Below are 26,900 nucleotides of genomic sequence, written 5' to 3'. Positions count from 1 at the left end.
GGTGCAACATTCGAGTCTTTGTCTTGTTTTGGCACGATATCAATTTCTTTGTCTTGCTTTAACACAATATCAATTTCTTTGTCCCGTTTCGGCACAATATTCATTACATCATCTTGCTTTGGCGCCATATCAGTGTCGTTATCTTGCTTTGGCGCGATATTGCTTTCTTTCTCTTGCATTGTATTCTCTGATATTTTATTAAGTCAAAACAGACATTTAACAAAAATGAAAAATGTCTGTGAAGTTAAAACGGCTGCTTATGGCAAGAGTCCAATACCCTGTAAACCTGCATCTTCAGCAAAATTAAACATAAGATTCATGTTTTGTACAGCCTGTCCAGCAGCACCTTTTACCAAGTTATCTTGTGCAACCAGAATAATCAGTTTCTTAGGCTGAATACGATGCAATGCAATACGTAACTGATTCGCACCACGCACACTCCGTGTTTCAGGTGAGCTATTGGCAGGCATCACATCCACAAATGTCTCATTGGCATAAAATTGTGTATACAGTGCTTGTAAATCTAACTCAGCTGCTGCATCAGTCAAGTCAACGTAAATCGTACTGAGCATGCCTCGAATCATGGGCACCAAATGCGGCACAAAAATAAGATGATCGAACACCCCATTTAGACCCGAAATATTTTCAAGTGCTTCAACAATTTCTGGATGATGACGATGACCTGAAACAGCATAGGCTTTAAAGTTGTCTGCATTTTCTGAATAAATCATGCCCAAGCTGGCTTTACGCCCTGCGCCTGATACACCAGATTTTGCATCAATAATAATACTTTCTGGTTTAAGGAGTATTTCAGCGGACTTTAATAAAGGCGCTAAACCCAACTGTACTGTTGTTGGATAACAACCCGGGTTACCCACTACCTTGGCTTGTTTGATTTTTTCACGGTTTAACTCAGACAAACCATAAACTGAAGCTTGAAGTATTTCTGGACATGCATGGGTAAGACCATACCATTTTTCAAACTGCGCCAAATTTTGTAAGCGAAAGTCAGCGGCTAAATCGATCACTTTCGTACCTGCCGCAGTCAGTTCTGCGGCATGATGCATTGCAACGCCATGTGGGGTTGCAAAGAACACCACATCACACTGTTTCAGTGCATTGATCTCTAAATCTGAAAAAGCCAAATCGGTATGACCACGTAAACTTGAAAACATCTCATCTACGCGCTTGCCCGCTTCTGTACGAGAAGTGAGGACCTGAACCTGCACATTTGGATGTCGTAGCAAAAGACGCAATAATTCAACGCCTGTATAACCTGTACCACCGACAATTCCAACTGTAATCACAATCCTAACCTCAAAAATATAAGCATTGAATAACGCAGTAGTATGACAGGAAGTTGGCATTTTCCAAGCTATTTTAGCCGACTCGCCTTGATTATTTAAATTGTATAAGACCGTGTAGCGCGTATAAAATCTTCAATGCAGCCTTGCATTTAACGGATCTCTCGATAAGAGAGAAGCAGGAACAGCCGCTGGTGTGGATTAATCCCGATCATTTTTTGGAAACTGCGAATGGACGTATTTGGATCATTGAACAGCTTAAGCGATCATTCAAGGCTTACTGCAATGAACAGCACAGCCTAAAACCAAACCTTTTAACCAACACAACATTATTTAGCAGCCCGTAAATATGGTTTAAACCGAACACAATGAGTTCAAGGACCAGTTTATTCCATATCATTTAAATCTACGCGCTCAAAAAATGATTATGACTAAAGCAAGTAATCGCAAGACGTCTAGATGCATTTTGGTACAAACGGAATTAGTTTAAATGCCACCAATACGGAAGCCGGCCAGACTTCAAGTATTTGCGATGTTGCTTAAACTCAGCATCGTGCTGTTGTACTTCCATCCAAAACTGCGGACTATGATCGAAATGCTTGGTATGTGCTAACTCATGCACGCAGACATAGCGCACCTGTTCAATCGGAAACAAAATCAATGCGGCATTCAACATAATGTCATGTCGACCACTGCAACTGCCCCAACGGGTTTTGGCCTGACGGATGTTACATTTGGCAAACTGTAAACCGATCTCAAGACTGAGCTGTTCAAGGTAAAGCGGTAATTGCTGTTTGGCATAGGCCATGCAAAAGGCTTTTAAGGCAGCTTCAGCAACTTGATCACTGAGTGTTAAAGTGTAGTGTTCAACATCATAAATAAATGCTTTTTTTTGGCTTTGCTGTTGAATCGTGATGGGTTGTTCAAGGTTAAATAGTTTAAGTTCAGTCGGCAAAAGATCTGGTTGGGCTGTGATTTTCTGTTGTTGTTTGCGCCAAGTCTCCAATAACCACGTTGTAGACTGCTGAATAAAGGCTTGGATTTGTTTGTTGCTACAAAAAGGCGGCACGGTTAAGCGAATCGCGTTGGGCTCGACACGCAAGCGCAAGTGTTTAGCGCTAGCGTGGCGAACAATTTTAATCTCAGGTAAATCGTTAAGCGTCATGGACACCCTGAAAAATAATAAGCTGCAATAGCTTAAACCGCACGGCGCTCTTCAATGCCTTGACTGGTCGCGACAATTGCGATGTCTGCTTTATTTATGGCAAAAATACCATTGGTGACCACACCGGGAATATTGTTGATGGTACGCTCAAGCTCTAGTGCATTCAGAATGTTTAAGTTGTAGACATCTAAAATGACATTGCCGTTATCAGTACGCACACCTTCACGGTAAACCGGATCACCACCAAGCGCGACCAATTTACGTGCAACTGCCGAACGTGCCATTGGAATGACTTCTACTGGTAACGGGAAATCGTGACCCAATTGAGCAACCCATTTTGAATCATCGACAATACAAACAAATTTTTGAGCAATAGAGGCCACAATCTTTTCACGAGTCAATGCTGCGCCCCCCCCTTTGATCATATGCAAGTGACGATCAATTTCATCTGCGCCATCGACATAGGCATCGAGACCACCGACATGATTCATATCGACCACTTCAATACCGAGTTTTTTTAGACGATCAGCAGTTGCTTCTGAGCTGGCAACCGCAGCTTCAAGTTGTAATTGCGGTAAAAGCTCAATTAAGAAATTGACGGTACTTCCGGTTCCCACTCCCAAGATGCCGCCATTTGGTAGGTGCTTTAAAGCAGCTTCTGCAGCAGCTTGTTTTTTCTCATCTTGGGTTGCATATAGGCTCATGACTTTACTCTTTTTAATTTCTTCAGTTTTTGCAGATTCCGCATAAAATTAAGCCAAAATCTACAAGGGTTTGTTACAATAGCCGACTATTTTAAACTGTTAGATGGAAAATTAACATGCTGTCTCGTATGGTTCGACAAATTTTACAGGCAACCGTCTATGACGTTGCAATCGAAACCCCACTCGAAGCAGCGCCACGAATTAGTGAAAGACTAAATAACAACATTCGTTTTAAGCGTGAAGACTTACAACCGGTCTTTTCTTTTAAACTTCGTGGAGCCTATAACCGCATTAGTCAACTCCCAAAATCTCAATTGGAACGTGGCGTCATCACCGCTTCAGCAGGCAATCATGCGCAAGGCGTAGCACTCTCAGGCCAAAAGCTTGGAATTCGTGCGATTATTGTGATGCCCGTAACCACCCCAGAGATTAAAATTCAAGCGGTTAAGCGTTTAGGTGGAGATGTCGTTTTACATGGCGACGCTTTTGATGCCGCCAACAAATATGCAATCCAACGTGCCGCAGATGAAGGTCTCACCTTCATTCCACCCTACGATGACGAATTAGTCATGGCTGGACAAGGTACGATTGGCAATGAAATTTTACGTCAATGGCGTGATGTCGACTATGTCTTTGTGGCGGTCGGCGGTGGTGGTCTAATCGCAGGTGTTGCCGCCTACTTAGGTGATGTGGCACCGCATGTCAAAGTGATCCCAGTTGAATATGATGAATCTGCTTGCCTAAAAGCCGCTTTTGAAAGCAATCAACGTGTGATCCTGCCGCATGTTGGTTTATTTGCGGATGGTACAGCGGTTGCGCAAATTGGTGAAAAACCATTTGAGGTGATTCAGCTGCAAAAGTCGGACAATTCAGGTCCGATCGTTGAACGTGATGTGATCTTGGTCAACACCGATGAAATTTGTGCCGCAATCAAAGACACCTTTGATGAAAACCGCAGCATCGTTGAACCTTCTGGTGCCATGGCTTTGGCTGGTATTAAAAAATACGTCAAACAACATCAGCTGCAAGACAAGAATATTGTCTCGATCATTTGTGGCGCCAACATGAACTTTGACCGCTTACGCTATATCGCTGAGCGTACTGAGTTGGGCGAACGACGTGAAGCCATTTTTGCAGTCACCATTCCTGAAAGCAAAGGTGCCTTCCTGGATTTCTGCCGTAGCCTACAAGGTCGTAATATCACTGAATTCAACTACCGTGCTTCGGCATCAAACCTAGCACAGGTCTTTGTTGGGATTAGCTTGAAAGCGGGTGAAACGGAACGCCTTGAGATCTACAACATGTTGCAAAGCAAATATGATGTTGCAGATCTCTCCGATGATGAAGTGGCTAAATTGCACATTCGTTATTTGGTTGGTGGACACGCAAATGTTGAAAATGAACGCCTATTCCGGGTGGAGTTCCCAGAACGCCCAGGCGCACTGTTAACCTTCCTAGAACGTTTAGGACCAACCCACAACATCACTCTGTTCCACTATCGTAATCACGGTGCTGCTGAAGGGCGGGTTTTGGTTGCTTTAGAAGCGACAGATGCACAGCAAAACCCAGATGGTTTAATTGAAACACTTGAAAATATTACTTATCCATATGAAGAGATCTCAGATAACTTGGGTTATTTGCGCTTCTTAAAATAAGTCACTTTCCAAGTGTTGGGTCAAGAGGCCAGCCTCTTACTGAAAGCCGACTTCCATTTGATGTAAAAAGAGCGCAATGCGCTCTTTTTATTTTCTTGATATATAACATTAATATTCAAACGCCTGCTCCTTAAGTACTCCAAGACCAATGTCTGAGCTGATAATGCTCGATATTTTGATTTTGATCTTTAAAGTGTTGATTAAACAGCCGACAAAATTGATCAATTTGTACCTCATCATTCGGTACAGCCAACCAACAGTTTTGCCCCCCATAAATAAGCAACATCGCAAAATTCAAGCGCTTAAGCAGTATAAAAATCTCTTCAATCACAATGTCATTGATTTGGCTATATAAATCACAATGCGAACCAATCACTTTTTTATACTTTTCATAATGCGCAAAAATCGGCTGACAACGGACTGAAATTTGCTGTTGCGTCATTCCAATATCCACCGCTAGATCTTGCAATACCGCGCAGTGATTTAAGCCATTTTGCAAATATTGCTGACTATGCATTGGCATAAGATAAGAACGAAAGGTATGCGGCTCGACTGTCACATACAACCATTGCCTAAAGGTCTCATATTGCGTACGTTGCTCCTTACTTGGTAAATCTCGATAAGCCAGCTCTGGAAACCATTGTTGCAGTAATTTATAAATCGACTGAATACCCATTGCTTCTCTCCGTGAACCAATGATGCGGTGCGCTAGGCATTGCCATTATATTTTGTCTACACCACCAAAATTTTACATGACCTTTGCCGCGCCAATCCGTATGATAGTGCAAAATACATTTGTAAAAATGCTTTAGCACATCATCGAATTGTAAGGATTTTTAATGGCTCAGTTTGCTGTCATCGGTTTGGGGAGTTTTGGTGCCACAGTTGCATTAGAACTGGTTCATCTTAATCACGATGTCATTGGCATCGACAGTATAAAAAAGAATGTTGAAAACATTGCCGATCAACTCACGCATGCCGTGATTGCTGACGCTTCAGATGAACATGTGTTACAAGAACTCAATATTCAAAATTGCGATGCGGTAGTGGTTGCCATTGGTGAAGATATTGAAGCCAGTATTTTATGTGTGCTGCATCTTAAAAATATGGGGGCCAAGCGAATCTTAGCCAAGGCCAAATCCAAAGCACATCATATGATTCTGTCACACTTAGGCATACAGAAAATCATTCATCCTGAAGAAGACATGGGGACGCGGGTTGCACAGTCGCTCAGCTACCCCATGGTGCGTCGTTATATGGCGATTAACAATAATCGCTATATCGTCAAAATTGAAATTGGGGCGAATTTGCGCGGTGCTCAATTTGGCGACCTGATGCAACGCAGTGAAGAAACTGATTTTCAAACTTTACTGCTACAACGCGGCTCACATGTGTTATATGACATTCCACCTGGCACCATTCTGCAAGACAAAGATATTTTAATCGTTGAAGGTGCGGTAGACGTGCTCAGACGCCTTTCTACTCGATTCATAAAAAATTATGCTGCCATTTAATAAAAGTCGTAGACACGTCAATCTAAGCCCACCGAGCTTACTTGCGCTGGGTTTTTTAAGTTTTATTATCGTGGGCACGTTGCTGTTGAAATTACCGTACTCACATCACGGCGATCTCAGTTGGATTGAGGCGATGTTTACCGCAACCTCAGCGGTCACCATTACTGGATTATCGGTGGTGAATATCGGTCAAGCCTACACCCCTTTTGGTAAGATCGTGGTGATGATGTTGCTGCAATGTGGCGGACTTGGTTTTATGACTTTCGCACTGCTGGCAGTCATGAGTTTATCCTCCAAAATCGGTCTCAAACATCAAGTTATGGCGCAAGAAACCATCGGTCAGACGAGCTTATACAAAGTCTCATTTACCGTCAAAGCGGTCTTACTGTATTCCTTGTTTTTTGAAGCGGTTGGCACCACTATTTTGACCATTGCATGGATGCAATATTACGATTTCCCACATGCCCTGTTCTATGCTGCGTTTTATAGTATCTCAGCATTTAATAATGGCGGGTTTTCGCTATTCCCCAACAGTTTAATGAGTTTCTCAGGCCAATACATGGTCACACTGACCATCAGTATGCTGTATATTTTTGGTGGTATGGGCTTTTTGGTATTGATGGATATCAAACGTAAAAAGAGTTGGAAAAAGCTTTCACCCAACAGTAAATTGGTGCTCTGTACCATTGCAGGCTTGAATCTGTTCGCCTTCATTGCAATCTGGAGCATCGAAGCCAGCAACCCACTCACCTTGGGTCCAATGTCGATTGGGGACCAAGCGATTAACTCTTGGTTTCATGCCACCGTACCACGCTCATCTGGCTTTAATAGCTTAGATGTTGCCAGCTTAAGTAATGCCTCCACCTTGGTGACCATGTTTCTGATGTTTATCGGTGGTGGCTCGCTGAGTACCGCTGGTGGGATTAAGATCGGTACCTTCATCGTTGTATTATTGAGTGCGATTAACTTTTTAAGGCGCTCTGAAGAACTGACCGTGTTTAACTATTCAATTCCACAACAGACCCGCTTTAAAGCGCTTGCTGTGGTCTCGATTAGTTGCATTACCATCTTTCTAGGTTTCTTTTCACTGCTCATTTTAGAGCCCGACAAGCCCTTTCTCGACTTATTGTTTGAGACCTTTTCTGCAGCCTGTACCGTCGGTTTATCGCGTGGAGTCACCGAAGATCTACAGCCTGCCAGCTTATTGGTATTGATGATTCTCATGTTTACTGGACGCTTAGGCCCACTGACCTTGGCCTATCTGATTGCCACACCGAAAAAGAGCCGACTCAGACACCCAAGTACTGAAATTCAGGTGGGTTAAGCTTGAGCGCTTTATAAATGAAAAAGCCGCAACATGATTGTAAATCAATCATATTGCGGCTTTTATTTTACTAAATCGAGCCGAACTTAGTACCAGTCCATCAATGAAATACCGACACCGGCATAGGTTGCACGGTGATTATAATCAATCATGCTTTCGCCATAACCATCAAAGAGTTGGAAATTACCACGTAATTTGCCTTTAATTGGGAATGACCAAACAAATTGTGCAGCACCATGCGAGCGATCACCACCACGCAGGGAGTGACGCAGCATCATCGAAAAATCATGTTCTTTCCAACGATAAAATGCGGTTAAGTCACCACGTCCCATATAGTCTTCAATATCTGGATTATTGTCATCTTTGGCTTTTTCTGGCATGCGATACCACGGACGTAGCATCAATACAAAATTGTCTTTTTCCAATCCCACATTGAGCATCACGCGATTCCAGCTACGTGACAACGGATCAGCACGGCCATTGGATTGATGATTGAATGTCAGCCCAAGTAAACGACCATTTAAGCCGAGTAATTCATAATTGGTACGGAAAATCAAACTGGCTTCTGGTTCGTAATTGGTTTCTCTAAATGGTCGAGAATCTTCAGCATTGTAGACTTGCCAACGTGAAGACTGGGTATAACCAAACCAAAGATCGCCATTCTTTCCAAAAATATCATCCAAAGCTTTGGTTTTGAGTGAAATTTGGAATTTGGCTTCCGTTGAATCTAGGATTTGTTTTTGATCTGCTGGAACAGTGTTATCTGGATTGGGACTGTGCGGTAATGGGTTTTTACTGCTGGTCCAAAATACCGGCAACAAATATACCGGTTGATGTGCACGAATATTCCAAGTACCTAATTTACTGTTTTCAGAAAGTTCCCAACGCTTATCGAGTAAAGAACTATTGGCATCAAATTCAGGTCCTTCCAAAGAAAAAAGTGAATCGAACTTTTCTCCAATCTGAGCCTTTATATCTACAGGCTCAGTCTTCGGTACGGAAATTTCTTTGGCTGCTTGACGCTCTGTAACAAAAGATACTCGCTGATCATTTGGCACTTTAAACCAAGTATCATAACAAGTTAAACGTTCAGCATTAGATTCTAAAGCTGTGCAGGCCTGAGCACTGCTCGGTTGAATTAAGGCTGAATCATCAGCCCACAGCAAGGACGACATCCCCAAGCTGAGTATTGATACAATACTCAGCTGTAAAGTTGTGCGTTCAAATGATTTGAACCGCATCATATTCTCCAACCTTTTTTTATTTGGTTTATTTTATTTAACTTGCTTGATATCAAAGCCCAACTGCACCAAGACATCCTTTTTAGTGATCGGTGCAACCACTGCACGTACAGGTTTTTGCTCAATTAAATATTGAGTTGCAACCCGTTTGATGTCCTCTAAACTAACATGCAGTAGACGCTCACGCAAAACTTTTCTAAATGCTGGCGTACGACCATGTAACAAGGCATAACATGCACTAATCGACTCTCCTGCTGGTGATCCTGGCTTATCCATGCCAGAGACCAAACCTAAAATCGCCTCTTCAAGTTGATGCGGCAATTGTTCAGTATTCATCAACCACGCCAAACTTGCTTCAAAGTCTTGGAACGTCTCTGCTAGACGCGGATCACGGTAGCTATAGAAACGGAATGAACACGCATTGCCGTCATAGCTTGCGCCACCACCATAAGCCCCACCTTTCTCACGAATCGCACTGTGTAAGAAGCCATTACGTAGATAACCGGCCAAGACCATCAGCGGTGCAGCATCTGGATGTGATACATCAACTGCTGCATAGGCGGATGCACAGAACTGTACATTGGATTGAATCAACCAAGCTTGGTCGAGATTATCATTCGGTTGTTCAACTTGAGTTAGTGCTGCAACAGTTGCAATACGTGGTGATTTATCCCACACCTTTTGAATTTCTTCGATCAAGCGTTCTGAATGATGTTCTTCACAGACCAAGAGAAACTGCTTTGGCACAGCCATTAACTGTGCATGAATGGCTTGTAATTCTTGAATTAATGCAGCGTAAGCCTGCGCATCGGTTTCAATTTTCTCAACCAAATCACTTAACCAATTTAAAGCACCAAGCCCAGTATTGTGATAGTCACGGCGCGCCAAGGCACTCATCTGACGTGAAGCAACCTGCATTGCATAACTATGACCCGCACCCGAAACGCGCGAAGCCCAACGGGTTTTACGCTGTTGCAACAACTCGATAATGCGATCTTTTTCATCAAAACGTAGTTGTTCAAACGCCAGTTTTAACAACTCAATGGTATCGAGTTTAGCTGTCAATGATTTGGTGGTCAGGGTGAGCCAAGCACTGATTTGACCTTTGTCATTAATTTCACTGCGCAGTGATGCACCCATGCCCAAACCACCACTCACGGCAGTTTGCAGCTGTTGCAATTCGAGGTAGTCGTACTCACCCGCACCCACTTCACCCATCAAAATCGAGAGTAAGTTGAAATATGGGGACTGTACGACTTCATCTGGCAGTTTGATCAAAACTTGTTGGTAATAAATACCGTTGGTGCCGGCATGATATAAGTGAAGTGGTCGATCCATGCTATTGCAGATAATTTCACGCAATTGCCCTTGAGCAATCGCAAGCTCAGCGGGAATGTCTTCGAGGCCAACTTTTGGCAGTAAATTCAAATCATCGACACTTTCTTGACGCTGTTTTAACGCTTCGGTTTGCTCAACAATTTCAGCTTTATCCGCTGCTGTTAAAGATTCGCCTAGCTTTTGCAAACGCGCTTGTTCATCTGCTGCCTCAGCTGCGGACTTGTTGGCATCTGGTACCAAGGTCATTTGCACGCGGTGTGGGTTGTCTAATAAATGGGTTTGAATCAAGTTAGATAACCACATTGGATCTTTTAATTCGAGTTTAACTTGTTCAATCGCAGCATCTACATCCCACACATCAACAGGATCGCTGTGATGAATTGCACTGCTCAGACCATTTAAAATTAGGCTTAAACCATATGGCGTGCCATCGCCACCGATTTCACGTTGATGCAATTCAATCTGATGTAAGATTGCATCGACCATCGCCGTATCGACAGGTTTTTCAGCCACTTGCTGTAAAATATTTAATACGCCATCTTTAAACTGTTGTGCATGTTCAGGGTTTGAACCTTGTACACCACAGAAGAAAGTCATTTCATAATTCGAGTCATCGACCCCCATAATTGGGCCAGTCGATTGTGCATAATCACAGGTTTCTAAATAATGACGCAGCGGTGAAGCCGAGTCCTCAAGTAAAATCCCCTCCACCAAGCGCATGCCAAGACGTAATTTAATATCACTTGATTTTGGCAATAACCAAGACAACATATGATAAGTTTTGTCTTTTAAATCTTCTGCATCGACTGCATAGGTTTCAGAGACTGTAACTGGTGCAGCCAAACGCTGTTCAGCCACTGAGAATAGCGTTTCACCTTTGGCAAACTTATTCAGTGCCAAGCTTTCAAATTGTTCTTGTAAATCATAGGCCGATTGATTGCCAAAGGTCATGAAAATCGCATTACTTGGATGATAATGCGAGGCATAAAATGCCAGTAACTCATCATAACTGAGATCTGGAATATCTTTAGGATCACCACCTGAGTTGTAATGGTAGGTGGTTTTTGGGAATAAATGATGTGCCAATTGATGATAAAGCTGATCTGAAGGTGCGCTCATCGCCCCTTTCATTTCATTAAACACCACACCTTTATAAACAGGTTGCCCATCTTCGAGTTCAACACGAATGCCTTCTTGAGCAAAATCCAGTGGATTTAAGTTGGCTGCAAAAGCTGCATCTAAATACACTTCGAGTAGGTTTTGAAAATCTTTTTTATTCTGCGTTGCAAATGGATAAGCCGTCCAATCCGCAGCGGTAAAGGCATTCATAAAAGTATTTAATGAACGACGAATCATTAAGAAGAAAGGGTCACGCACTGGGAATTTTTCAGAACCACAGAGTGCTGTATGTTCAAGAATATGTGCTGCGCCTTTAGAGTCCATCGGTTGGGTTCTAAACGCCACTAAAAATACATTTTCATCTTGATCTGATGCCAAGTGATAATGTGCTGCACCGGTCACTTTATGACGATATTCGGAAACTAAAATGTCTAAAGCTTCAACATGGTGTTGACGTATCAACTGAAACGCAGGATGAATAGTTTGAGTAATGGTTCCAGTAACATCTACAGTCATGTTATCTCCTAATTTGGGCTTATAAAGTCTTCCGCATTATAACTATAGTTTGCTAGACAATTCACCCTCAATTACTCGGGATTCAAATCTTGTTCAACTATTTATAGCGTGTTTACAAGGGTGATCCCACTTTTCCCAATAAAATAGCGCCAAATCTGTGTTTTAACCCTATTCTTATTTTGGAAGAATTCGACAACTGTTTTAAACCGCCTTCAAGCGATAAGCTGACCATGCTGCCGATAACACTTGCCCATTCCAAAGCTTAAGCATCACTTCTGTTTCTGGAAATAACGGTGCTGGCAATTGATCGCGCTCAAACCATTGCCATACTTCAAAAATATGTGGTTCAGTCACTTTAATCTGCTGTATTTCCTCAGTCTGAATTTCCAGTGTCATGCCCATAGTGGTATTACAGCGTGGTGCAGCAGTATTGGTCATTACACAAAATGCCTGCATCCGAGCGATATCAATCCGTAAATCAGTTTCCTCATGCAGTTCACGCACGGCAGCTTGAGCATAGGTCTCGCCCAAATCCATTTTCCCACCCGGAAAACACCACGTCATCGTTTCATCACTTTTAATGCGTTTGCCCAATAAAACTTGACCTTCAGGATTGATCAGCATAATACCCACACCCAAAATCGGGATTTGCTTGTTACTCATTATTGATATCCTGCTATACACATGGCGGCTTCACTTCAGATGACTGATTTTTAAACAATACCTTAACAACTAAGCTGAAATTTATTCATTCAACTACAGCAAAACTGAGCATTGGTGTAAACTTCAGGTTTTACTCTAATTGTGATGAATAACATGGCGACAGTTGACCTTTTTGCGATCGGTAATGCACTGATTGATCAGGAATTTAAAGTTTCAGATGCGTTCTTGACCGAACAAAACCTACAAAAAGGCACCATGCAACTGACTGACGCCGACACCCAAGTCAAACTTTATCAAGATTTGATTGCATCACAACAGTACAAAGGCCAAGCCGCGGGGGGCTCTGCTGCCAACACCACAGTGGCTTTTAGTGCCTTAGGTGGTTCAGCATTTTATGCCTGTCGCGTTGGCCAAGACGATTTAGGCCGAGTCTATCTACAAGGCTTAAGCGAAGCAAATATCAAAACAACTGAAAAATCAATTAGCCCCGGTGTCACTGGCACGTGTATGGTACTGATCAGTGAAGACTCGGAACGTACCATGCATACCTTTTTGGGTTGTACTGCTGAACTTTCTGATGGTCAAATTGATTTCACTGCATTAACCACTGCACAATGGTTGTATATCGAAGGCTATTTATCAACAAGCGATTCAGCACGTGCAGCAGTCAAACAAGCCCGTTTGATTGCCAAACAAAATCAAGTGAAAATTGCACTGACGCTTTCAGATCCAGCCATGGTGCAATATGCGCGTAGTGGTCTAGATGAATTACTGGATGATGGCGTTGACTTGATTTTCTGTAACGATCAAGAAGCCATGATGTACACCGGCACTGATTCCGTTGCTGCCGCATTACTTCAATTAAAACAATTTAGTAAATCTATTGTTATTACTCTTGGCGCACAAGGTGCATTGGTTGCTGATGCAACACAGCAAGTTCTAATCGCTGGACGTCAAGTCAATGCAGTCGATACCAACGGTGCTGGTGATGCTTTTGCAGGTGCTTTCCTGTATGCACTGAATGCTGGTGAAAATATTACCCGTGCAGCCGAGCTTGCTATCTTAATTTCTAGTGAGGTGGTTGCACAATTTGGCCCACGTTTAGATTTGGCAGATTATGCTAAGCTATTGCAAACTTTCAAAGAAGAACAGGTTGGTGCATGAATAAAATTTGTATGACCGAAGATATTCCAGAGCGTGAAGCACGTAGCTTTGACAATGCAGAAGGTGCAACCTTCTTCATTACGCAACGGGATGGTGCTTTTTTTGCTTATCAGAATCTGTGCCCACATTTACAGACCGAACTCGAATTTCTAGAAAATCAATTTTTAGATCAAGATGGTGAATACATTGAATGCTCAACCCATGGCGCATTATTCAATGTTGAAACTGGTGAATGTATTGCAGGCCCATGTTTAGGCGAATCATTACAACCGATTAAAGTCACTGTTCATTCGGATGGTGGAATTTATTTAGATTAAATATGCACCCTCTCCCGTTGGAGATGAGCAGCATTGCTGCGCCAGGGAGAGGTTGCTTTTAACTTAAATCTGCACAACCGCTTTACGATAATCATCAATCGGCATTTCAGTCAGTTCTACACATAACTGCAAATCCAGCCCCAATCCTTGACCATAATCAAACTGTTGTAAGGCTGCAAACACTTGATCAGCTAATAGTTTCTTTTCCGCAAGACTACGACCATTCAAAATATAAAGATGCGCATGCACATAAGCTTGCTGTTGATCACCTAAGCCAATCAGAAAACGATGATTGGCGTGAATGCGTGATTTGAGATCTTTTCCAACCACCAAACCGGTTTGAATCAAATGCTGATTCAGACTCAGCAATAACGCACTCTCATCAAGCGCTTTGATATTGTCAGAATATTCAATGATTAACTGTGGCATCCATTTCCCCTTCGTCTAAACATTTTTAAGTTAACCGAATAACCCATTTAAAACCTGTGCTGAGCGCAAAGCTGCTGTATTCGCCCAAATAATGACTTAAGAATATGACTCAAGACAATCATTCAACAAACAGTAAAGCCAAACGCACCTGATCGTATCCCATTTTCGGACTGGTCGCTTCAACAATCGGGCGTAATTTAATCGCACCATCATCACTGAAATGTTCGGGGCTTTGACGTTTCAACAAACGTTTATAAATTTTACGAACTTGCTCGACCACTTCTTCACCGGGATTTGCTACGGCAATATCCAAGCCCTGCTCACGGTGTAACCGCGCCAAGTGATTGATAATTGTTGCAGGTGTTAGGCCGCGTTCCACTGCAATATCTTGAATCGTATAACCAGACTCAAATAATGCCTTGGTTTCATCAATGGTGGCCGTTGCATAATTTTGCTTCGCGCCCTTGGCGATTTTCTTCTCATTGCGTTCAATTTCAGTCGGATTTAAAGTCCCACCACAATGACGAATAAAGGCCTGATGTTGTTTGGTTAAATCAGACTCAATAAAATGCTGCTCTGCTTCTGCCGACAGCTCTTGAAAACGACGATCTGCTTTAATCGCTAAGGCATCCAATTCTAAAGCTTGGCTATTAAAGCCCAGTAATCTCAAACCATTAATTGATTTTAACCGTGACAAAGCTACATAACCTTGCCCTTTTTCGAAGGTATGGCTGAGGTTAATTTCCGCTGCCGCCAAAGTCATGCCTTGAGATTTATGAATGGTAATTGCCCAAGCCAAACGCAAAGGTACTTGTTCTAGACTGGCAATGGTCTTGCCAGCGTCATTGTCAACCGACCACGTTTCTGGTTCCACCAGCATGACCGTGCCATCCGTCAAGCGCACTTTAGGCAAAATACCATGTTGGTCATCTTCTTCAAAACCAATCACTTCACCCATGCTGCCATTGATATACCCCATATCAAAATTGTTTTTAACAAACATAACCTTGGCATGTTTTTTAAGGGTGAGTTCTTCAGGTGCCCGAACGGATGACTTCAGCGTTTCAATCAGCTTATCGTTGCCATCACCTACCGCGATAAACTGATGGCCATCACCAGAAATTTCATTAAGATGTTGATAGTTAATATTATCGACATCCATATTGTGGGTATAAAGCCGAGTATAGGTTTCACCGATATCTTGATGCCTTGTTTCTTCAAGTGCTTTAATATGTTGTGGTTCAATTTGCTGGGCACGAATCGCATTTAAAATATCATTCAATGCAGAATCATCTTGACGATGTTGCTCCGTCAAATAGCAGACTCGAAACTTCGCTTCAACCCAAGCATTTGACATAAAACAGAATTTATCACGATTTTTTTCATCATTACGACCCACTGGTGGTAACTGAAAGAAGTCACCTGCTGCAATCACTTGAATTCCACCAAAAGCCTCGTCGCTTTCTTTAAAGTATTTCAAGACTTGATTGACCAAATTGAGTTGTTTGGCGTGCAACATGGAAATTTCATCAATAATCAAAACTTGGGCATTTTCTAAATGCTCTTTTAAATATTTACGCTCTTTCATGCGTTTTAAGTCATCGTCAGACAAGACATCCTTAATACCGATGCCTGCCCAAGTATGAATGGTCATACCATTCATATGCGTGGCCGCAATTCCTGTAGATGCCGTAATCGCTACAGGTACTTTTCGTGCTTTTAAGTAATGAATATATTGGTTGAGCGTATAGGTTTTACCTGCACCTGCTGACCCTGTCAAAAAGACATTTTCACCTGCTTGCATTAATTTCAGTGCAGTGTCTTGTTTCATAACAACCCTAAACTTATAGAACTGCTATAGCCTAACGATTTTTCCTCTAAATGTTAAGCAATCAAGCGATAGATGCTTGGGATTCATTAAAAATAAGCCAGTGCTGCGACAAGCTATGTCCACAAACAGCTATTTCCCATGAAGTCAGAAGATTAAATATATATAAAATCCAGATCAATTTTAAACAAAACAACAATCCTTAAAATAAGCTAGCACCCTGTTTTAACGCAAGAAAAATGTAAAGCACTCCTCAACATCTGTGTATTACACACAGTCCCAAAAACTAGGTTTTAGCTAACATTCTGTTTTGGTAGGTGTTTAGTAGGTTTCTTAATATGTATGTTACTTAGATACTCAAAGTGTAGGGGCAATTACACCCCCAGGATAAAATTAACTTACTGTATGGTAGAAGGAATCGCACCATGTCATTTAAAAATATTGCAGATCAAACCAACGGCTTTTATATTCCTTGTGTTTCATTATTTGGTCCAGGTTGCGCGAAAGAAGTTGGCGCAAAAGCACAAAATTTGGGTGCTAAAAAAGCATTAATCGTTACAGATGCAGGCCTTTTCAAATTTGGCGTTGCAGACATCATCGTAAACTACCTAAAAGAAGCGGGTGTTGATAGCCACATCTTCCCTGGTGCAGAGCCTAACCCAACAGATGTAAACGTACATAATGGTGTTGATGCCTATAACCAAAACCAATGTGACTTCATTGTATCGCTTGGTGGTGGATCATCACATGACTGTGCAAAAGGTATTGGCCTTGTGACAGCAGGTGGTGGACACATTCGCGACTACGAAGGTATCGATAAAAGTACCGTACCAATGACACCGTTAATTGCAATTAACACCACCGCGGGTACTGCATCTGAAATGACGCGTTTCTGTATTATTACCAATACAGACACCCACGTAAAAATGGCAATTATCGATTGGCGTTGTACTCCATTAATTGCGGTTGACGATCCTAAACTCATGGTCGCTAAACCTGCTGCGTTAACAGCTGCAACTGGGATGGATGCTTTAACTCACGCGATTGAAGCTTATGTTTCAACGGCTGCAACACCAATTACCGATGCTTGTGCTGAAAAAGCCATTACCATGATTAGCCAATGGTTAAGTGCTGCAGTTGCCAATGGTGAAAATCTTGAAGCACGTGATGCAATGAGCTATGCACAATACCTTGCGGGCATGGCATTCAACAATGCATCGTTGGGCTACGTGCATGCAATGGCGCATCAATTGGGCGGTTTCTACAACCTTCCTCACGGCGTTTGTAATGCAATCTTGCTCCCTCATATCTGTACCTTCAACGTAATTGCCTGCCCAGAGCGCTATAAGAAAATTGCTGAATTGATGGGTGTGAATACCGACGGCCTGACTGTGACAGAAGCTGCATTTGCTGGTATTGATGCAATTCGTGAGCTTTCAGTTTCAATCGGGATTCCTTCAGGTCTCGCAGAACTTGGTGTGAAAGCAGCGGATCATGCAGTTATGGCTAAAAATGCACAGAATGATGCTTGTATGTTGACCAATCCACGTAAAGCCAATGATGCACAAGTGATCGCACTGTTTGAAGCGGCAATGTAAGTCACAACTGAAGTAAAGCCAACAAAATTCAGTGTCCTCTATACGTAGGGGGTTATCGCGGCTGAATATGGGGACGATCTCAAAACACTCTGAGATCGTCCCTTCTGATCAAACTCTCCCTTTATTTAGTTTTACACTTGGTTTCAGTTTTCCTGAGAATAGCGACCCATCGCTATTCTTTTTTTTGCTGTATTTTTTGTTTAACGTAAACCAAGCCAACCTATCGCACAACAGTGCCTTTCTTGCTATCAGGCCATTACAAACCTCTCCGCTAAAATAATGCTAAAAAAACTTGTATCTTCTGAAAAAATCGTTAAATTAACTACCTGTCGGTAGGTAGTCTTACTTTAGAGTTATACATGTCATCCCAAATTAGTTTTAAATTAACCCTATCATTTGCCATTGTGGTGGCTCTAGGCCCCGCAGCCATTGATATGTATCTTGCCTCAATGCCACAGATGGCACTAGATCTGCATGTTTCTTACGCATCCACGCAACTATCTTTAACGGTCTTTCTCATTTTTATGGGACTGGGCCAACTCTTTTTTGGCCCAGTCTCCGATGCCATTGGTCGACGACCGCCACTGTTGATCGGCTTATTGGTTTATTTCTTGGCATCCTTGCTTGCAGGTTTTGCCACCAGCTTAGAAATGCTCATTTTTGCACGTACCATTCAAGGTTTAGGTGCTGCCATGGCAATTGTGGTCATTATGAGTATGGTTCGAGATGTCGCTTCGGGTACACAAGCGGCACAACTCTATGCGCTGCTCAATACCATTGTCGCATTGGGTCCGATTGTGGCACCTGCACTGGGCGGACTTTTGGGTGCAGCCTATGGCTGGCAAGGCATCATGATCTTTCTTGGCATCTTGGGCCTAGCCGTCTTTTTAAATAGCCTGTTCAATATTCCAGAAACCTTGTTCAAGCAACAACGCGTTGCACTCAACCTCGCCAATATTTTTCAAAGCTATGCCAATATTTTAAAAAATAAAGCATTCTTGTTAAATCTAATGGCTTTGTCTGCCGTATTTTTCTTTTTATTTGCCTATATCGGTGGCTCTGCTTATGTCTATCAAAAGCAATTTGGCTTAACCGCTGAGCAGTTTGGTTTAGTCTTTGGCTTAACCAGTGTGAGTTTAATTTGTGGTGCCTTATCTTCAGCCTATTTAGTCAAAAAAATCAAAGTCAATCAATTGGCCTTGATCGGTGCTGTATTAATGACTTTAAGTGGTTTATCGTGTGTTGCAGCCGAAATACTACATTGGGGATTACCAGGTATTGTCTGTAGTATTGCCCTGGCCTTATTCGGCTTGGGCATATTAGAAGCGACCTTGATGGCGATTGCCATGGAAACTCAAACGACTGCACTGGGTTCAACCGCAGCATTATTGGGTGCAATTCCCATGGTTTTGGCATCAACTGCCACACCAATCGCGGGTGCACTGGTTGAAATCAGTTCGGTCTATTGGCTCAGTTTATTAGGTGCAATTTCACCTTTAATTTTAATACTGGTGTATTTCGGTTCACGCACAAAAGTCGCTCACGTTTCATTAAAATAGGGAAACCATGCCAAATTCCAAACCACGTTCTGTCGCAAAAGAACGCATCTGCACAGCAGCACTCGAACATTTCGTCATTAATACTTATGAGGGTGCCTCGCTGAATAACATTGCAGAAATGGTTGGAATTCGCAAAGCCTCGATTTATGCACACTTTAAAAGCAAAGATGAACTCTTCAAACAATTGATTGAGGATGCTCTACAAGTTGAGTGTGCATTTGTTGCGGAGAGTTTTAACAGCAATGCTACTGGTGATCCTGGGGAGTTCTACTGTCGTGCGCTTAAGCAACGCTATATCGAATCAATTCATCTGCGCTTTTTAATCCGTACTGCCTATGTACCCCCTGTACATATGGTTGATTATATTGCGACACACTACCAAAACTATATCGATTGCTTGACCGATTACTTTATTCAGTCCATGCAAAAAAATACTGCACTTTTAACTGAACAAACGACGCTTTATGGCGATGCTTATATTGGTGTCGTCGATAGTCTGCATGTTGACCTTCTCTATAGCGGACTCGACAATTTTGAGCGAAAGCTAGAAGCCATGCTCTTTCTACTCAAAAATGCCATCCATAGCCTCTCCACCTCTAAGTAACTCTAAATTGACTGAAAATTCATTTAAATAAAATTGACAAATCAGGGCAAATCAACAAGGATCAATGCTCGACAAAAATAATAGTGACGACACATGAACATCATAGAAACAAGTTATCAACCCGATATTTTGGGAACTGGTTATCAGCAAATCACCCTCAACTTTCCTGACGATTATGAGGGTCCTGTGGTTGCCACCTTAGTGCGCAAACAAGCCCCGCAGAAAACCCCCAAAGCAGTTTTATATATTCATGGATTTCTTGATTATTTCTTCCAAACTGAAATGGCAGATCAATTTAATCAGCATGGCTATGACTTCTATGCACTTGATCTCAGAAAGTATGGTCGCTCCCACCGCCGCCACCAAAAACGCTTTAATGTCCGTGATTTAAATGAATATGAAGCCGAAATCAGTGTGGCACTGGATCGTATTGGTCAAGAAGGTCATGATCACGTTATTTTGGCAGGACATTCGACTGGTGGGCTAATCGTGACACGCTATGCTGCACATCATCCAGAACATCCGTTACTGAAAGGGCTTTGGTGTAATAGTCCCTTTTATGACTTCAACAACAATCCCTTAAAGAAAAAAATTGCATTGCCACGCCTCAGCGCCTTGGGTAAATATTTACCCAACTTAAAATTTCCAAGCGAACTAAATAAATGGTATACCCAGAGTCTGCATCAGCGTTTTCATGGTGAATGGGATTTCAATTTAGAATGGAAACCCGTTACTTATCCTTTTGCATATTTAAGTTTTGTGCATGCCATTTTTGAAGCTCACAAGGACATTCATCAAGGTGCTCACTTGGGTATTCCTGCATTAATTATGCACTCACATCGAACGACATTTCCTCGGAAATGGGGCCATGATGCGCAAAGTAGCGATGTCATTTTATCGGTAAAAGATATTGAAAAGTATGCAAAAAAATTACAAGGTGATGTCAGTGTAATGACAATTAAGAATGGTTTACATGATTTGGTTTTATCTGCACCCCAAGTGCGTCAGACAGTTTATCAACAATTATTTGCTTGGTTACAGCAAAAAAACCTTTAACTTGAGCTTGGTTGAAGTGGTTAATTTCACTTTATAAACAGCAGAAAATCTGTATCGCGACTACTGTGCATCTTTATATTTTAAAAATAACTGATGCGCAGGATGTCCTGCTGGAGTCAGCTCGATTAGACGCTCAACCGCATCAATCGCTTCTGGACAATAAGCCAAATGCTTTAATAAAACATCCGCCTCATTGGCATTAAAGATCGCCTTACTTAAACGGGATTCTAGACAATCACGCCATGCGCATAAAAATGGGCTTTCCGTTTTGGCCAAAAATACACCACGACAAAGTTTGAGTGCGTGCTCGATATAACCTGAATCCAGTGCTTGTTCTGCCTGTAAAAAATCAGCTTCTACTGTCGCCAATAAACGATAAGGCCGAGAGCCCAACAAGCCTCCCAAAATATCGCGTAATTGCGACATTTCAGCTTTCAAGGTTCCCATGCTGACTTTACGTTCACCATAAAGTGCCTGATGTAAACTCTCTAAATTCATCCCTTGCGGACACAGCGCCAAAATCGTCAAAATTTCAATTTGGCGGGGGGTCAAGACAGCAACTTTACCATTAAACAACACTTGCGGTACCGTAAAGGCACGAATAAAGATGTGTTGTTGCTGCGACTCCAATAATGCCGACTGGATAATCGAGGCACAACGCTCTGCAGCCAATAAACCTAAACTATTATGATTATTCCACGTGGTAGATAAATCAATTACACCGAGTACTTGTTTAGAAAAGGGATCAATGATTGGCGCTGCATAGCACACCCAATCATGAATAGACGACATATAATGTTCGTTAGAAAATACACAGCTCGATTTTTGAGTTTTCAATGAAAGTGCCAAAGCATTGGTTCCGACCAAATCTTCACGCCATTGCCCCCCCTGCACAAAATGCACGCGTTCAGCAGCTTGTCGCATTTGACCACTGGCGGCTGACCAAACAATCGTACTTCCCACATCCCCAACAGCAACCACCATGGCGGATTGCTGTGCAATGTGTTTGAGCTCATTTTCACAATGAGACAGCGCCATTTGCAGCGCACTGGGCTGTTGTGTGGTCGAACCGAGTAAGGGGGCTGCTTCTCGCTCTACCGGGATGGAAGCAAGCTTGGAACGTTGCCAAGAACTATGAATACTTTGATCGTGTTGATCTGATTGCCTTAAAGAAAAATTACTATTTTCGCGTAAGACTTCAATCTCATGGCGTTTTTGTAATAACTCATGTTTGCTCAACATATTCATATCCTTATGGCTTGTTGTGGCATTTTCAAGTTGAGATTATTTATAATAAGCCTACTTTTCAAATGAATTAATATACGTCGTAGTGACTAACAGTTATATCAAAGCTTTTCGCCTAAACAAAACCTTAGATTGAATTAACCTTCACTTTAGACCAATCACTTAAAAAAATGAATGCTTAAAATTACAATCTGACCAAAAATACCACAGAAAACCGCCTACCTTTCTCCAACCTTAAGACTTATATGCTCGAATTACAATGGATGGGGTGGCCAACAGGCCATTACTATATCTATATTTTATTTGGAAAAATAAGTAAAAGGACATTCTTATGCGTTATGTAGATCCGAATCAACCTGGCTCTAAAGTCCAGTTTAAAGCACAGTATGATAACTTTATTGGTGGCCAATGGGTTGCACCTGTAAAAGGACAATACTTTGAAAATAGTTCACCTGTAGACGGTAAAGTATTTACCAAAGTATCTCGCTCATCGGCTGAAGATATCGAACTTGCACTTGATGCAGCGCATAAAGCCAAAGCAACTTGGGGACAAAGCTCTCCAACAGAACGCTCAAACATCTTATTAAAAATTGCTGATCGTCTTGAAGCCAATTTAGAAACCTTGGCTGTGGCTGAAACTTGGGATAACGGTAAACCAATTCGTGAAACCTTGGCTGCTGATATTCCATTAACCATTGATCATTTCCGCTATTTTGCAGGCTGCATCCGCGCTCAAGAAGGCGGTATCTCTGAAATTGACAAAGATACTATTGCCTATCATTTCCACGAGCCTTTGGGTGTTGTTGGACAGATTATTCCTTGGAACTTTCCAATCTTGATGGCAGCATGGAAATTGGCTCCTGCACTTGCAGCTGGTAACTGTATCGTGCTTAAACCAGCTGAACAAACTCCAGTCAGCATTTTAGTATTGGCTGAATTAATCCAAGACATCCTGCCACCGGGCGTTTTAAACATCGTCAATGGTTTCGGTGTTGAAGTGGGTCGCCCATTGGCAACCAATCCACGTATTGCAAAAATCGCATTTACGGGTTCAACCAAAGTCGGTCAAATGATCATGGAATATGCGACTGAAAACATTATTCCAGTGACATTAGAATTGGGTGGTAAATCGCCAAACATCTTCTTTGAAGATGTAATGGATCAAGATGATGACTACTTAGACAAAGCTTTAGAAGGTTTTGCAATGTTTGCCTTGAACCAAGGTGAAGTTTGTACTTGCCCATCTCGTGCACTTGTTCAAGAAAGTATTGCTGACAAATTCTTGGAAAAAGCCATTGAACGCGTTAAACGTATCAAAACAGGTCACCCGCTTGATACAACAACGATGATTGGTGCACAAGCGTCACAACAACAGCAAGACAAAATTTTGGGCTGCATCGCAACTGGCCGTGCTGAAGGCGCGCAAGTACTCACTGGTGGTGGCGAACGTCAAGACGTTGGTGGTGGTTTCTATATCGAACCGACCGTGTTTAGAGGCACCAATGAAATGAAGATTTTCCAAGAGGAAATTTTCGGACCTGTGCTTTCTGTAACAACCTTCAAAGATTATGATGATGCAATCCGCATTGCCAATGACACCATGTATGGTCTAGGTGCTGGTGTTTGGTCTCGTTCTGCGCACACCTCTTATCGTGCGGGTCGTGCGATTGAAGCTGGTCGCGTTTGGACCAACTGCTACCACATCTACCCTGCACATGCGGCATTTGGCGGTTATAAAAAATCAGGTATTGGTCGTGAGAATCACAAAATGATGCTTGATCATTATCAACAAACCAAAAACCTGTTGGTGAGCTACTCAACCAAAGCAATGGGCTTCTTCTAAGCGAGTACTCACTCATTTAGTCGATTAAAACAGATACAGCACAAGGCGAACTTCGGTTCGCTTTTTGTTTTTAACAACCAATCTTGACGTACGTTAAATTTAAATAAAATATATACTGAGAATATTTAGTACAGGCTTTAAAGCCATATAACGCTTAACTCAATATCGTAAATATGCTTTATTTTGACTAGATCCATAAAATTTCAGTTTACGCGTATTCACTCAGCTGGTATTTTCGGTTACATTAAATCATTCACTCACAAAGCAATCACTTCTTATGAGCCTCTCTCATTCAACACTCCCTAAAACGATCTATGCTATTCAACACGTGGCTTTTGAAGATCTCGGTATTTTTGAAGATCGCTTATATGAACTTGGATTTCGTGTGCGTTATTTTGAAGCAGGCGTCGACGATCTCGCGCCAGCATTTAATTTTGAGGGACTCTTGATGATTTTAGGAGGTCCCATTTCTGCCTATGATACGCAGGACTTCCCCTTTCTAAATACCGAGCTTGAACAATTAAAACAACGCCTAGCGCAAAACAAACCCACCTTTGGAATTTGCCTTGGTGCACAATTGATAGCCATGGCTTTGGGTGCCAAGGTTTATCCTGGTCATGTAGCAGAAATTGGTTGGAGTGAATTAGAACTAACACCATCACCGCACAATATTCTTGCCCCACTTAAATCAGTATCAGTCTTACACTGGCATGGCGATACCTTTGATTTACCTGAACATGCAACACTTTTGGCCAGCAGTGAACATTATCCGCATCAAGCCTTCCAAATTGGCCAGCAAATTTTGGCATTACAATTTCATTTAGAAGTTGATTATCTCGGCCTAGAAAAATGGTTTATTGGCCATAGCTGTGAGTTACGCCAATCCAAAATTAATATTGCACAACTCCGTGCTGATAATCGGGCTTTTGGGAAAGCCTTAATACAACCTGCTTGTGAAATATTTGAAAACTATTTAAATGGTTTAACAGTGAATTAATCGAATGACATGCATAATATCGTTAAGCCATGAGATCAATTGATCATGCGATTTGCATGGCACATTAAACAGCGTTGATTGCCTTTCCGTACTGAGCCGTATACTATTTTGTTAATTTAAATTTTCACTTTATTTTATGTCTGAATTTCAGCTTTCATTAAGCGAATATCTCTCTACCGTTCAGGAAATTATCCACGTCGCGTTTAATGAGCCAGTTTGGGTCAAAGCAGAAATTCGCAATCTCAATATCAAAGCTGGCCATTATTATTTAGAACTGGCGGAAAAAGACGAAGATACCGACAAAGTTATTGCCAGCTGCAAAGCCATGATTTGGAAATTTTCTGCGGCCAAAATCATCTTAAAATTTGAACGCGAAAGCGGTATTGAACTGTCCAAGGATTTAAATGTCCTGATTAAAGTCAAAGCCCGCTTCGATCCTCAATATGGCTTTTCAGTCACCATTGAAGCAATTGATTCAAGTTATACACTCGGTGATATTGCACGGCGCTATCAACAAATACTAACAAGACTGGATACCGAAGGCTTACTCAATAAAAATAAATCCTTGCCAATCCCCTTTGATATTCAAAATGTATTGGTGATTGCGCCAGAAAATGCAGCAGGCTTGGGGGACTTTAAAAAAGATGCCGATGCCTTAGCGCATGCTGGTGTTTGCCACTTTCGCTATCACACAGCAACCTTTCAGGGCAATACTGCTGCAGATAGCATTACAGAATCACTTAGCCTTGCCTTACGTCAGTGGGCTGCAACATTTGCTACAGCGCCAGATTTGATTGTCCTGATTCGTGGTGGCGGTGCGGTGAATGATCTGGCTTATCTAAACGACTACAATCTCGCGGCCTTGCTGTGTAAGCGCTCAGTCCCCATTTGGGTTGGGATCGGTCATGAAAAAGACCGCACCATCCTCGATGAAGTCGCCAACCGCTCCTTTGACACCCCCAGCAAAGTCATTGGCGGGATTCGCAATTTGATCGTTGAACGCAGTCAGGAAGTACTTGAAGCATTACAGAAAATCAAACTTCTGTCTCAACATCAAATTACCGCTTATCAAAGCCAAAACGATCAATACCTGCAAGTGATTAAGACCTTGGCACATACTCAAATTCAAGAGAGTCATAAAACCCTCGATTTGATTAAAGGGACAACGCACTATCTCGCACAACAGCAAATCAGAATGGCGACGACTCAACTTGAGTCACTGATGCGTGAAACGCTACTACAAAATCCAAGGCATGTGATGGCCAAAGGCTACGCGATTGTGCGTCACCAAGGCAAAGCCATTCGTTCCATTCAACAACTTTCAGCCGATAACATCCAAATTGAATTGCAGGATGGTACGATTGAAGCCAATGTCATACAGGTAAATCGCAATGACTAAAAAAGAAATCAGCTTTAAACAGGGCTATGACATTCTCAAAAAGAATGCCGAATTGCTAGATAATCAAGAAGAGCCTGACATTGACAATTTAATGAAAATTGTTGAGGAATCAATGTCTGCCTATCAAGCCTGTAAAACCCGGGTTGATGCCGTACAACAGGCATTAAATGAGACCTTTAAAGAGTAGGACTTTTTTCAATGTTTATAGCGTACGCTAAAAGGTATAAACAACTGATATAGCCTACTTTTACTCGGCTCATAGTTCCATGGCAGTAGCCGTGTTAATGGTTCATATGCGATGCTGAAAATACCAAAAGC

General features: G+C 42.1%; 23 protein-coding genes. 13 read left to right on the top strand and 10 right to left on the bottom strand.

Translation table 11 applies throughout. The features are described from left to right. Window positions 1-257 precede the first annotated feature (257 nt). The 3 genes from argC to rpiA all read right to left on the bottom strand — a co-directional run bounded on the left by argC (window position 258) and on the right by rpiA (window position 3,173). Entirely contained in the window at window positions 258-1,367 is a 1,110-nt protein-coding gene (gene argC, locus FD716_RS08115) for an N-acetyl-gamma-glutamyl-phosphate reductase (protein WP_171477007.1), read from the bottom strand. A gap of 418 nt (window positions 1,368-1,785) precedes the next feature. Beyond that, the gene (locus FD716_RS08110; protein WP_139851829.1) at window positions 1,786-2,469 is read right to left on the bottom strand and encodes a M48 family metallopeptidase; all 684 of its coding nucleotides are present in this window, start codon (window positions 2,467-2,469) and stop codon (window positions 1,786-1,788) included. Between the two features lie 32 nt (window positions 2,470-2,501). Continuing rightward, window positions 2,502-3,173, bottom strand: a complete 672-nt coding sequence (rpiA, locus tag FD716_RS08105) for a ribose-5-phosphate isomerase RpiA (RefSeq protein ID WP_139851828.1) — start codon at window positions 3,171-3,173, stop codon at window positions 2,502-2,504. 116 nt (window positions 3,174-3,289) lie between these two features. Between rpiA and ilvA the strand changes: the two genes are divergently transcribed. Beyond that, window positions 3,290-4,828, top strand: coding sequence for a threonine ammonia-lyase, biosynthetic (gene ilvA / locus FD716_RS08100; RefSeq protein ID WP_139851827.1), 1,539 nt, complete (start codon window positions 3,290-3,292; stop codon window positions 4,826-4,828). 130 nt (window positions 4,829-4,958) lie between these two features. On the opposite strand, the gene FD716_RS08095 is transcribed toward ilvA, so the two are convergent. Continuing rightward, complete coding sequence (locus tag FD716_RS08095; RefSeq protein WP_139851826.1) at window positions 4,959-5,504, bottom strand: hypothetical protein; 546 nt, start codon at window positions 5,502-5,504, stop codon at window positions 4,959-4,961. Window positions 5,505-5,667: 163 nt separating this feature from the next. On the opposite strand from FD716_RS08095, the gene FD716_RS08090 reads away from it, so the two are divergent. Further along, the gene (locus FD716_RS08090) at window positions 5,668-6,342 is read left to right on the top strand and encodes a potassium channel family protein (RefSeq protein ID WP_139851825.1); all 675 of its coding nucleotides are present in this window, start codon (window positions 5,668-5,670) and stop codon (window positions 6,340-6,342) included. Further along, entirely contained in the window at window positions 6,329-7,666 is a 1,338-nt protein-coding gene (locus FD716_RS08085) for a TrkH family potassium uptake protein (RefSeq protein ID WP_139851824.1), read from the top strand. Before FD716_RS08090 ends, FD716_RS08085 begins: the two co-directional genes overlap by 14 nt. An 86-nt stretch (window positions 7,667-7,752) precedes the next feature. On the opposite strand, the gene FD716_RS08080 is transcribed toward FD716_RS08085, so the two are convergent. The 3 genes from FD716_RS08080 to FD716_RS08070 all read right to left on the bottom strand — a co-directional run bounded on the left by FD716_RS08080 (window position 7,753) and on the right by FD716_RS08070 (window position 12,543). Further along, window positions 7,753-8,907, bottom strand: coding sequence for a phospholipase A (locus tag FD716_RS08080; protein ID WP_139851823.1), 1,155 nt, complete (start codon window positions 8,905-8,907; stop codon window positions 7,753-7,755). Window positions 8,908-8,940: 33 nt separating this feature from the next. Next, on the bottom strand, window positions 8,941-11,880 hold the full coding sequence (locus FD716_RS08075; RefSeq protein ID WP_139851822.1) for an insulinase family protein: 2,940 nt from the start codon (window positions 11,878-11,880) through the stop codon (window positions 8,941-8,943). A 201-nt stretch (window positions 11,881-12,081) separates the two neighbouring features. Further along, complete coding sequence (locus FD716_RS08070; RefSeq protein WP_139851821.1) at window positions 12,082-12,543, bottom strand: nucleotide triphosphate diphosphatase NUDT15; 462 nt, start codon at window positions 12,541-12,543, stop codon at window positions 12,082-12,084. A 153-nt stretch (window positions 12,544-12,696) separates the two neighbouring features. Here FD716_RS08070 and FD716_RS08065 point away from each other — a divergent pair, with 153 nt between their 5' ends. Beyond that, window positions 12,697-13,707, top strand: a complete 1,011-nt coding sequence (locus FD716_RS08065; RefSeq protein WP_139851820.1) for an adenosine kinase — start codon at window positions 12,697-12,699, stop codon at window positions 13,705-13,707. Window positions 13,708-13,718: 11 nt separating this feature from the next. After that, window positions 13,719-14,024, top strand: coding sequence for a Rieske (2Fe-2S) protein (locus tag FD716_RS08060; RefSeq protein ID WP_171477091.1), 306 nt, complete (start codon window positions 13,719-13,721; stop codon window positions 14,022-14,024). A 63-nt stretch (window positions 14,025-14,087) separates the two neighbouring features. Here the strand turns inward: FD716_RS08060 and FD716_RS08055 are convergent, their stop codons facing one another. Together FD716_RS08055 and FD716_RS08050 are read right to left on the bottom strand one after the other, a co-directional pair. Then, complete coding sequence (locus FD716_RS08055) at window positions 14,088-14,453, bottom strand: 5-carboxymethyl-2-hydroxymuconate Delta-isomerase (RefSeq protein WP_139851818.1); 366 nt, start codon at window positions 14,451-14,453, stop codon at window positions 14,088-14,090. A 118-nt stretch (window positions 14,454-14,571) separates the two neighbouring features. Beyond that, complete coding sequence (locus FD716_RS08050; protein WP_139851817.1) at window positions 14,572-16,284, bottom strand: AAA family ATPase; 1,713 nt, start codon at window positions 16,282-16,284, stop codon at window positions 14,572-14,574. A 422-nt stretch (window positions 16,285-16,706) separates the two neighbouring features. Here FD716_RS08050 and mdh point away from each other — a divergent pair, with 422 nt between their 5' ends. The 4 genes from mdh (at window position 16,707) to FD716_RS08030 (ending at window position 21,098) form a co-directional block, all read left to right on the top strand. Further along, complete coding sequence (gene mdh / locus FD716_RS08045; protein WP_139851816.1) at window positions 16,707-17,879, top strand: iron-dependent methanol dehydrogenase; 1,173 nt, start codon at window positions 16,707-16,709, stop codon at window positions 17,877-17,879. A gap of 359 nt (window positions 17,880-18,238) precedes the next feature. After that, on the top strand, window positions 18,239-19,438 hold the full coding sequence (locus FD716_RS08040) for a multidrug effflux MFS transporter (RefSeq protein ID WP_139851815.1): 1,200 nt from the start codon (window positions 18,239-18,241) through the stop codon (window positions 19,436-19,438). A gap of 7 nt (window positions 19,439-19,445) precedes the next feature. After that, the gene (locus tag FD716_RS08035) at window positions 19,446-20,042 is read left to right on the top strand and encodes a TetR/AcrR family transcriptional regulator (RefSeq protein WP_139851814.1); all 597 of its coding nucleotides are present in this window, start codon (window positions 19,446-19,448) and stop codon (window positions 20,040-20,042) included. A 93-nt stretch (window positions 20,043-20,135) separates the two neighbouring features. Further along, complete coding sequence (locus FD716_RS08030) at window positions 20,136-21,098, top strand: alpha/beta hydrolase (protein WP_139851813.1); 963 nt, start codon at window positions 20,136-20,138, stop codon at window positions 21,096-21,098. A 60-nt stretch (window positions 21,099-21,158) separates the two neighbouring features. Here the strand turns inward: FD716_RS08030 and FD716_RS08025 are convergent, their stop codons facing one another. Then, the gene (locus FD716_RS08025) at window positions 21,159-22,340 is read right to left on the bottom strand and encodes a transcriptional regulator (protein WP_139851812.1); all 1,182 of its coding nucleotides are present in this window, start codon (window positions 22,338-22,340) and stop codon (window positions 21,159-21,161) included. Window positions 22,341-22,674: 334 nt separating this feature from the next. Here FD716_RS08025 and exaC point away from each other — a divergent pair, with 334 nt between their 5' ends. The 4 genes from exaC to xseB all read left to right on the top strand — a co-directional run bounded on the left by exaC (window position 22,675) and on the right by xseB (window position 26,769). Beyond that, the gene (gene exaC / locus FD716_RS08020; protein WP_139851811.1) at window positions 22,675-24,186 is read left to right on the top strand and encodes an acetaldehyde dehydrogenase ExaC; all 1,512 of its coding nucleotides are present in this window, start codon (window positions 22,675-22,677) and stop codon (window positions 24,184-24,186) included. Between the two features lie 277 nt (window positions 24,187-24,463). Beyond that, window positions 24,464-25,183: a glutamine amidotransferase gene (locus FD716_RS08015; RefSeq protein WP_139851810.1), complete on the top strand. Its 720-nt coding sequence runs from the start codon at window positions 24,464-24,466 to the stop codon at window positions 25,181-25,183. 136 nt (window positions 25,184-25,319) lie between these two features. Next, entirely contained in the window at window positions 25,320-26,582 is a 1,263-nt protein-coding gene (xseA, locus tag FD716_RS08010) for an exodeoxyribonuclease VII large subunit (RefSeq protein WP_139851809.1), read from the top strand. Next, complete coding sequence (xseB, locus tag FD716_RS08005; RefSeq protein WP_139851808.1) at window positions 26,575-26,769, top strand: exodeoxyribonuclease VII small subunit; 195 nt, start codon at window positions 26,575-26,577, stop codon at window positions 26,767-26,769. Before xseA ends, xseB begins: the two co-directional genes overlap by 8 nt. Window positions 26,770-26,900: the final 131 nt, after the last annotated feature.

The sequence above is a fragment of the Acinetobacter pullicarnis genome, assembly GCF_006352475.1.
Lineage (GTDB): Bacteria > Pseudomonadota > Gammaproteobacteria > Pseudomonadales > Moraxellaceae > Acinetobacter > Acinetobacter pullicarnis.
The sequence above is the reverse complement of the archived record's forward strand: the minus strand, read 5'-3'. Positions and strand labels throughout refer to the sequence as shown.

Coding starts and splice junctions, on each gene's coding strand:
- FD716_RS08085 (WP_139851824.1), top strand. CDS start 6,329: ATGCTGCCATTTAATAAAAGTCGTAGACACGTCAATCTAAGCCCACCG.
- FD716_RS08035 (WP_139851814.1), top strand. CDS start 19,446: ATGCCAAATTCCAAACCACGTTCTGTCGCAAAAGAACGCATCTGCACA.
- FD716_RS08060 (WP_171477091.1), top strand. CDS start 13,719: ATGACCGAAGATATTCCAGAGCGTGAAGCACGTAGCTTTGACAATGCA.
- FD716_RS08050 (WP_139851817.1), bottom strand. CDS start 16,284: ATGAAACAAGACACTGCACTGAAATTAATGCAAGCAGGTGAAAATGTC.
- argC (WP_171477007.1), bottom strand. CDS start 1,367: ATGCCAACTTCCTGTCATACTACTGCGTTATTCAATGCTTATATTTTT.
- FD716_RS08065 (WP_139851820.1), top strand. CDS start 12,697: ATGGCGACAGTTGACCTTTTTGCGATCGGTAATGCACTGATTGATCAG.
- mdh (WP_139851816.1), top strand. CDS start 16,707: ATGTCATTTAAAAATATTGCAGATCAAACCAACGGCTTTTATATTCCT.
- FD716_RS08110 (WP_139851829.1), bottom strand. CDS start 2,469: ATGACGCTTAACGATTTACCTGAGATTAAAATTGTTCGCCACGCTAGC.
- xseA (WP_139851809.1), top strand. CDS start 25,320: ATGTCTGAATTTCAGCTTTCATTAAGCGAATATCTCTCTACCGTTCAG.
- FD716_RS08080 (WP_139851823.1), bottom strand. CDS start 8,907: ATGCGGTTCAAATCATTTGAACGCACAACTTTACAGCTGAGTATTGTA.
- FD716_RS08095 (WP_139851826.1), bottom strand. CDS start 5,504: ATGGGTATTCAGTCGATTTATAAATTACTGCAACAATGGTTTCCAGAG.
- FD716_RS08090 (WP_139851825.1), top strand. CDS start 5,668: ATGGCTCAGTTTGCTGTCATCGGTTTGGGGAGTTTTGGTGCCACAGTT.
- FD716_RS08025 (WP_139851812.1), bottom strand. CDS start 22,340: ATGTTGAGCAAACATGAGTTATTACAAAAACGCCATGAGATTGAAGTC.
- FD716_RS08040 (WP_139851815.1), top strand. CDS start 18,239: ATGTCATCCCAAATTAGTTTTAAATTAACCCTATCATTTGCCATTGTG.
- FD716_RS08055 (WP_139851818.1), bottom strand. CDS start 14,453: ATGCCACAGTTAATCATTGAATATTCTGACAATATCAAAGCGCTTGAT.
- FD716_RS08030 (WP_139851813.1), top strand. CDS start 20,136: ATGAACATCATAGAAACAAGTTATCAACCCGATATTTTGGGAACTGGT.
- FD716_RS08070 (WP_139851821.1), bottom strand. CDS start 12,543: ATGAGTAACAAGCAAATCCCGATTTTGGGTGTGGGTATTATGCTGATC.
- exaC (WP_139851811.1), top strand. CDS start 22,675: ATGCGTTATGTAGATCCGAATCAACCTGGCTCTAAAGTCCAGTTTAAA.
- FD716_RS08015 (WP_139851810.1), top strand. CDS start 24,464: ATGAGCCTCTCTCATTCAACACTCCCTAAAACGATCTATGCTATTCAA.
- FD716_RS08075 (WP_139851822.1), bottom strand. CDS start 11,880: ATGACTGTAGATGTTACTGGAACCATTACTCAAACTATTCATCCTGCG.
- xseB (WP_139851808.1), top strand. CDS start 26,575: ATGACTAAAAAAGAAATCAGCTTTAAACAGGGCTATGACATTCTCAAA.
- rpiA (WP_139851828.1), bottom strand. CDS start 3,173: ATGAGCCTATATGCAACCCAAGATGAGAAAAAACAAGCTGCTGCAGAA.
- ilvA (WP_139851827.1), top strand. CDS start 3,290: ATGCTGTCTCGTATGGTTCGACAAATTTTACAGGCAACCGTCTATGAC.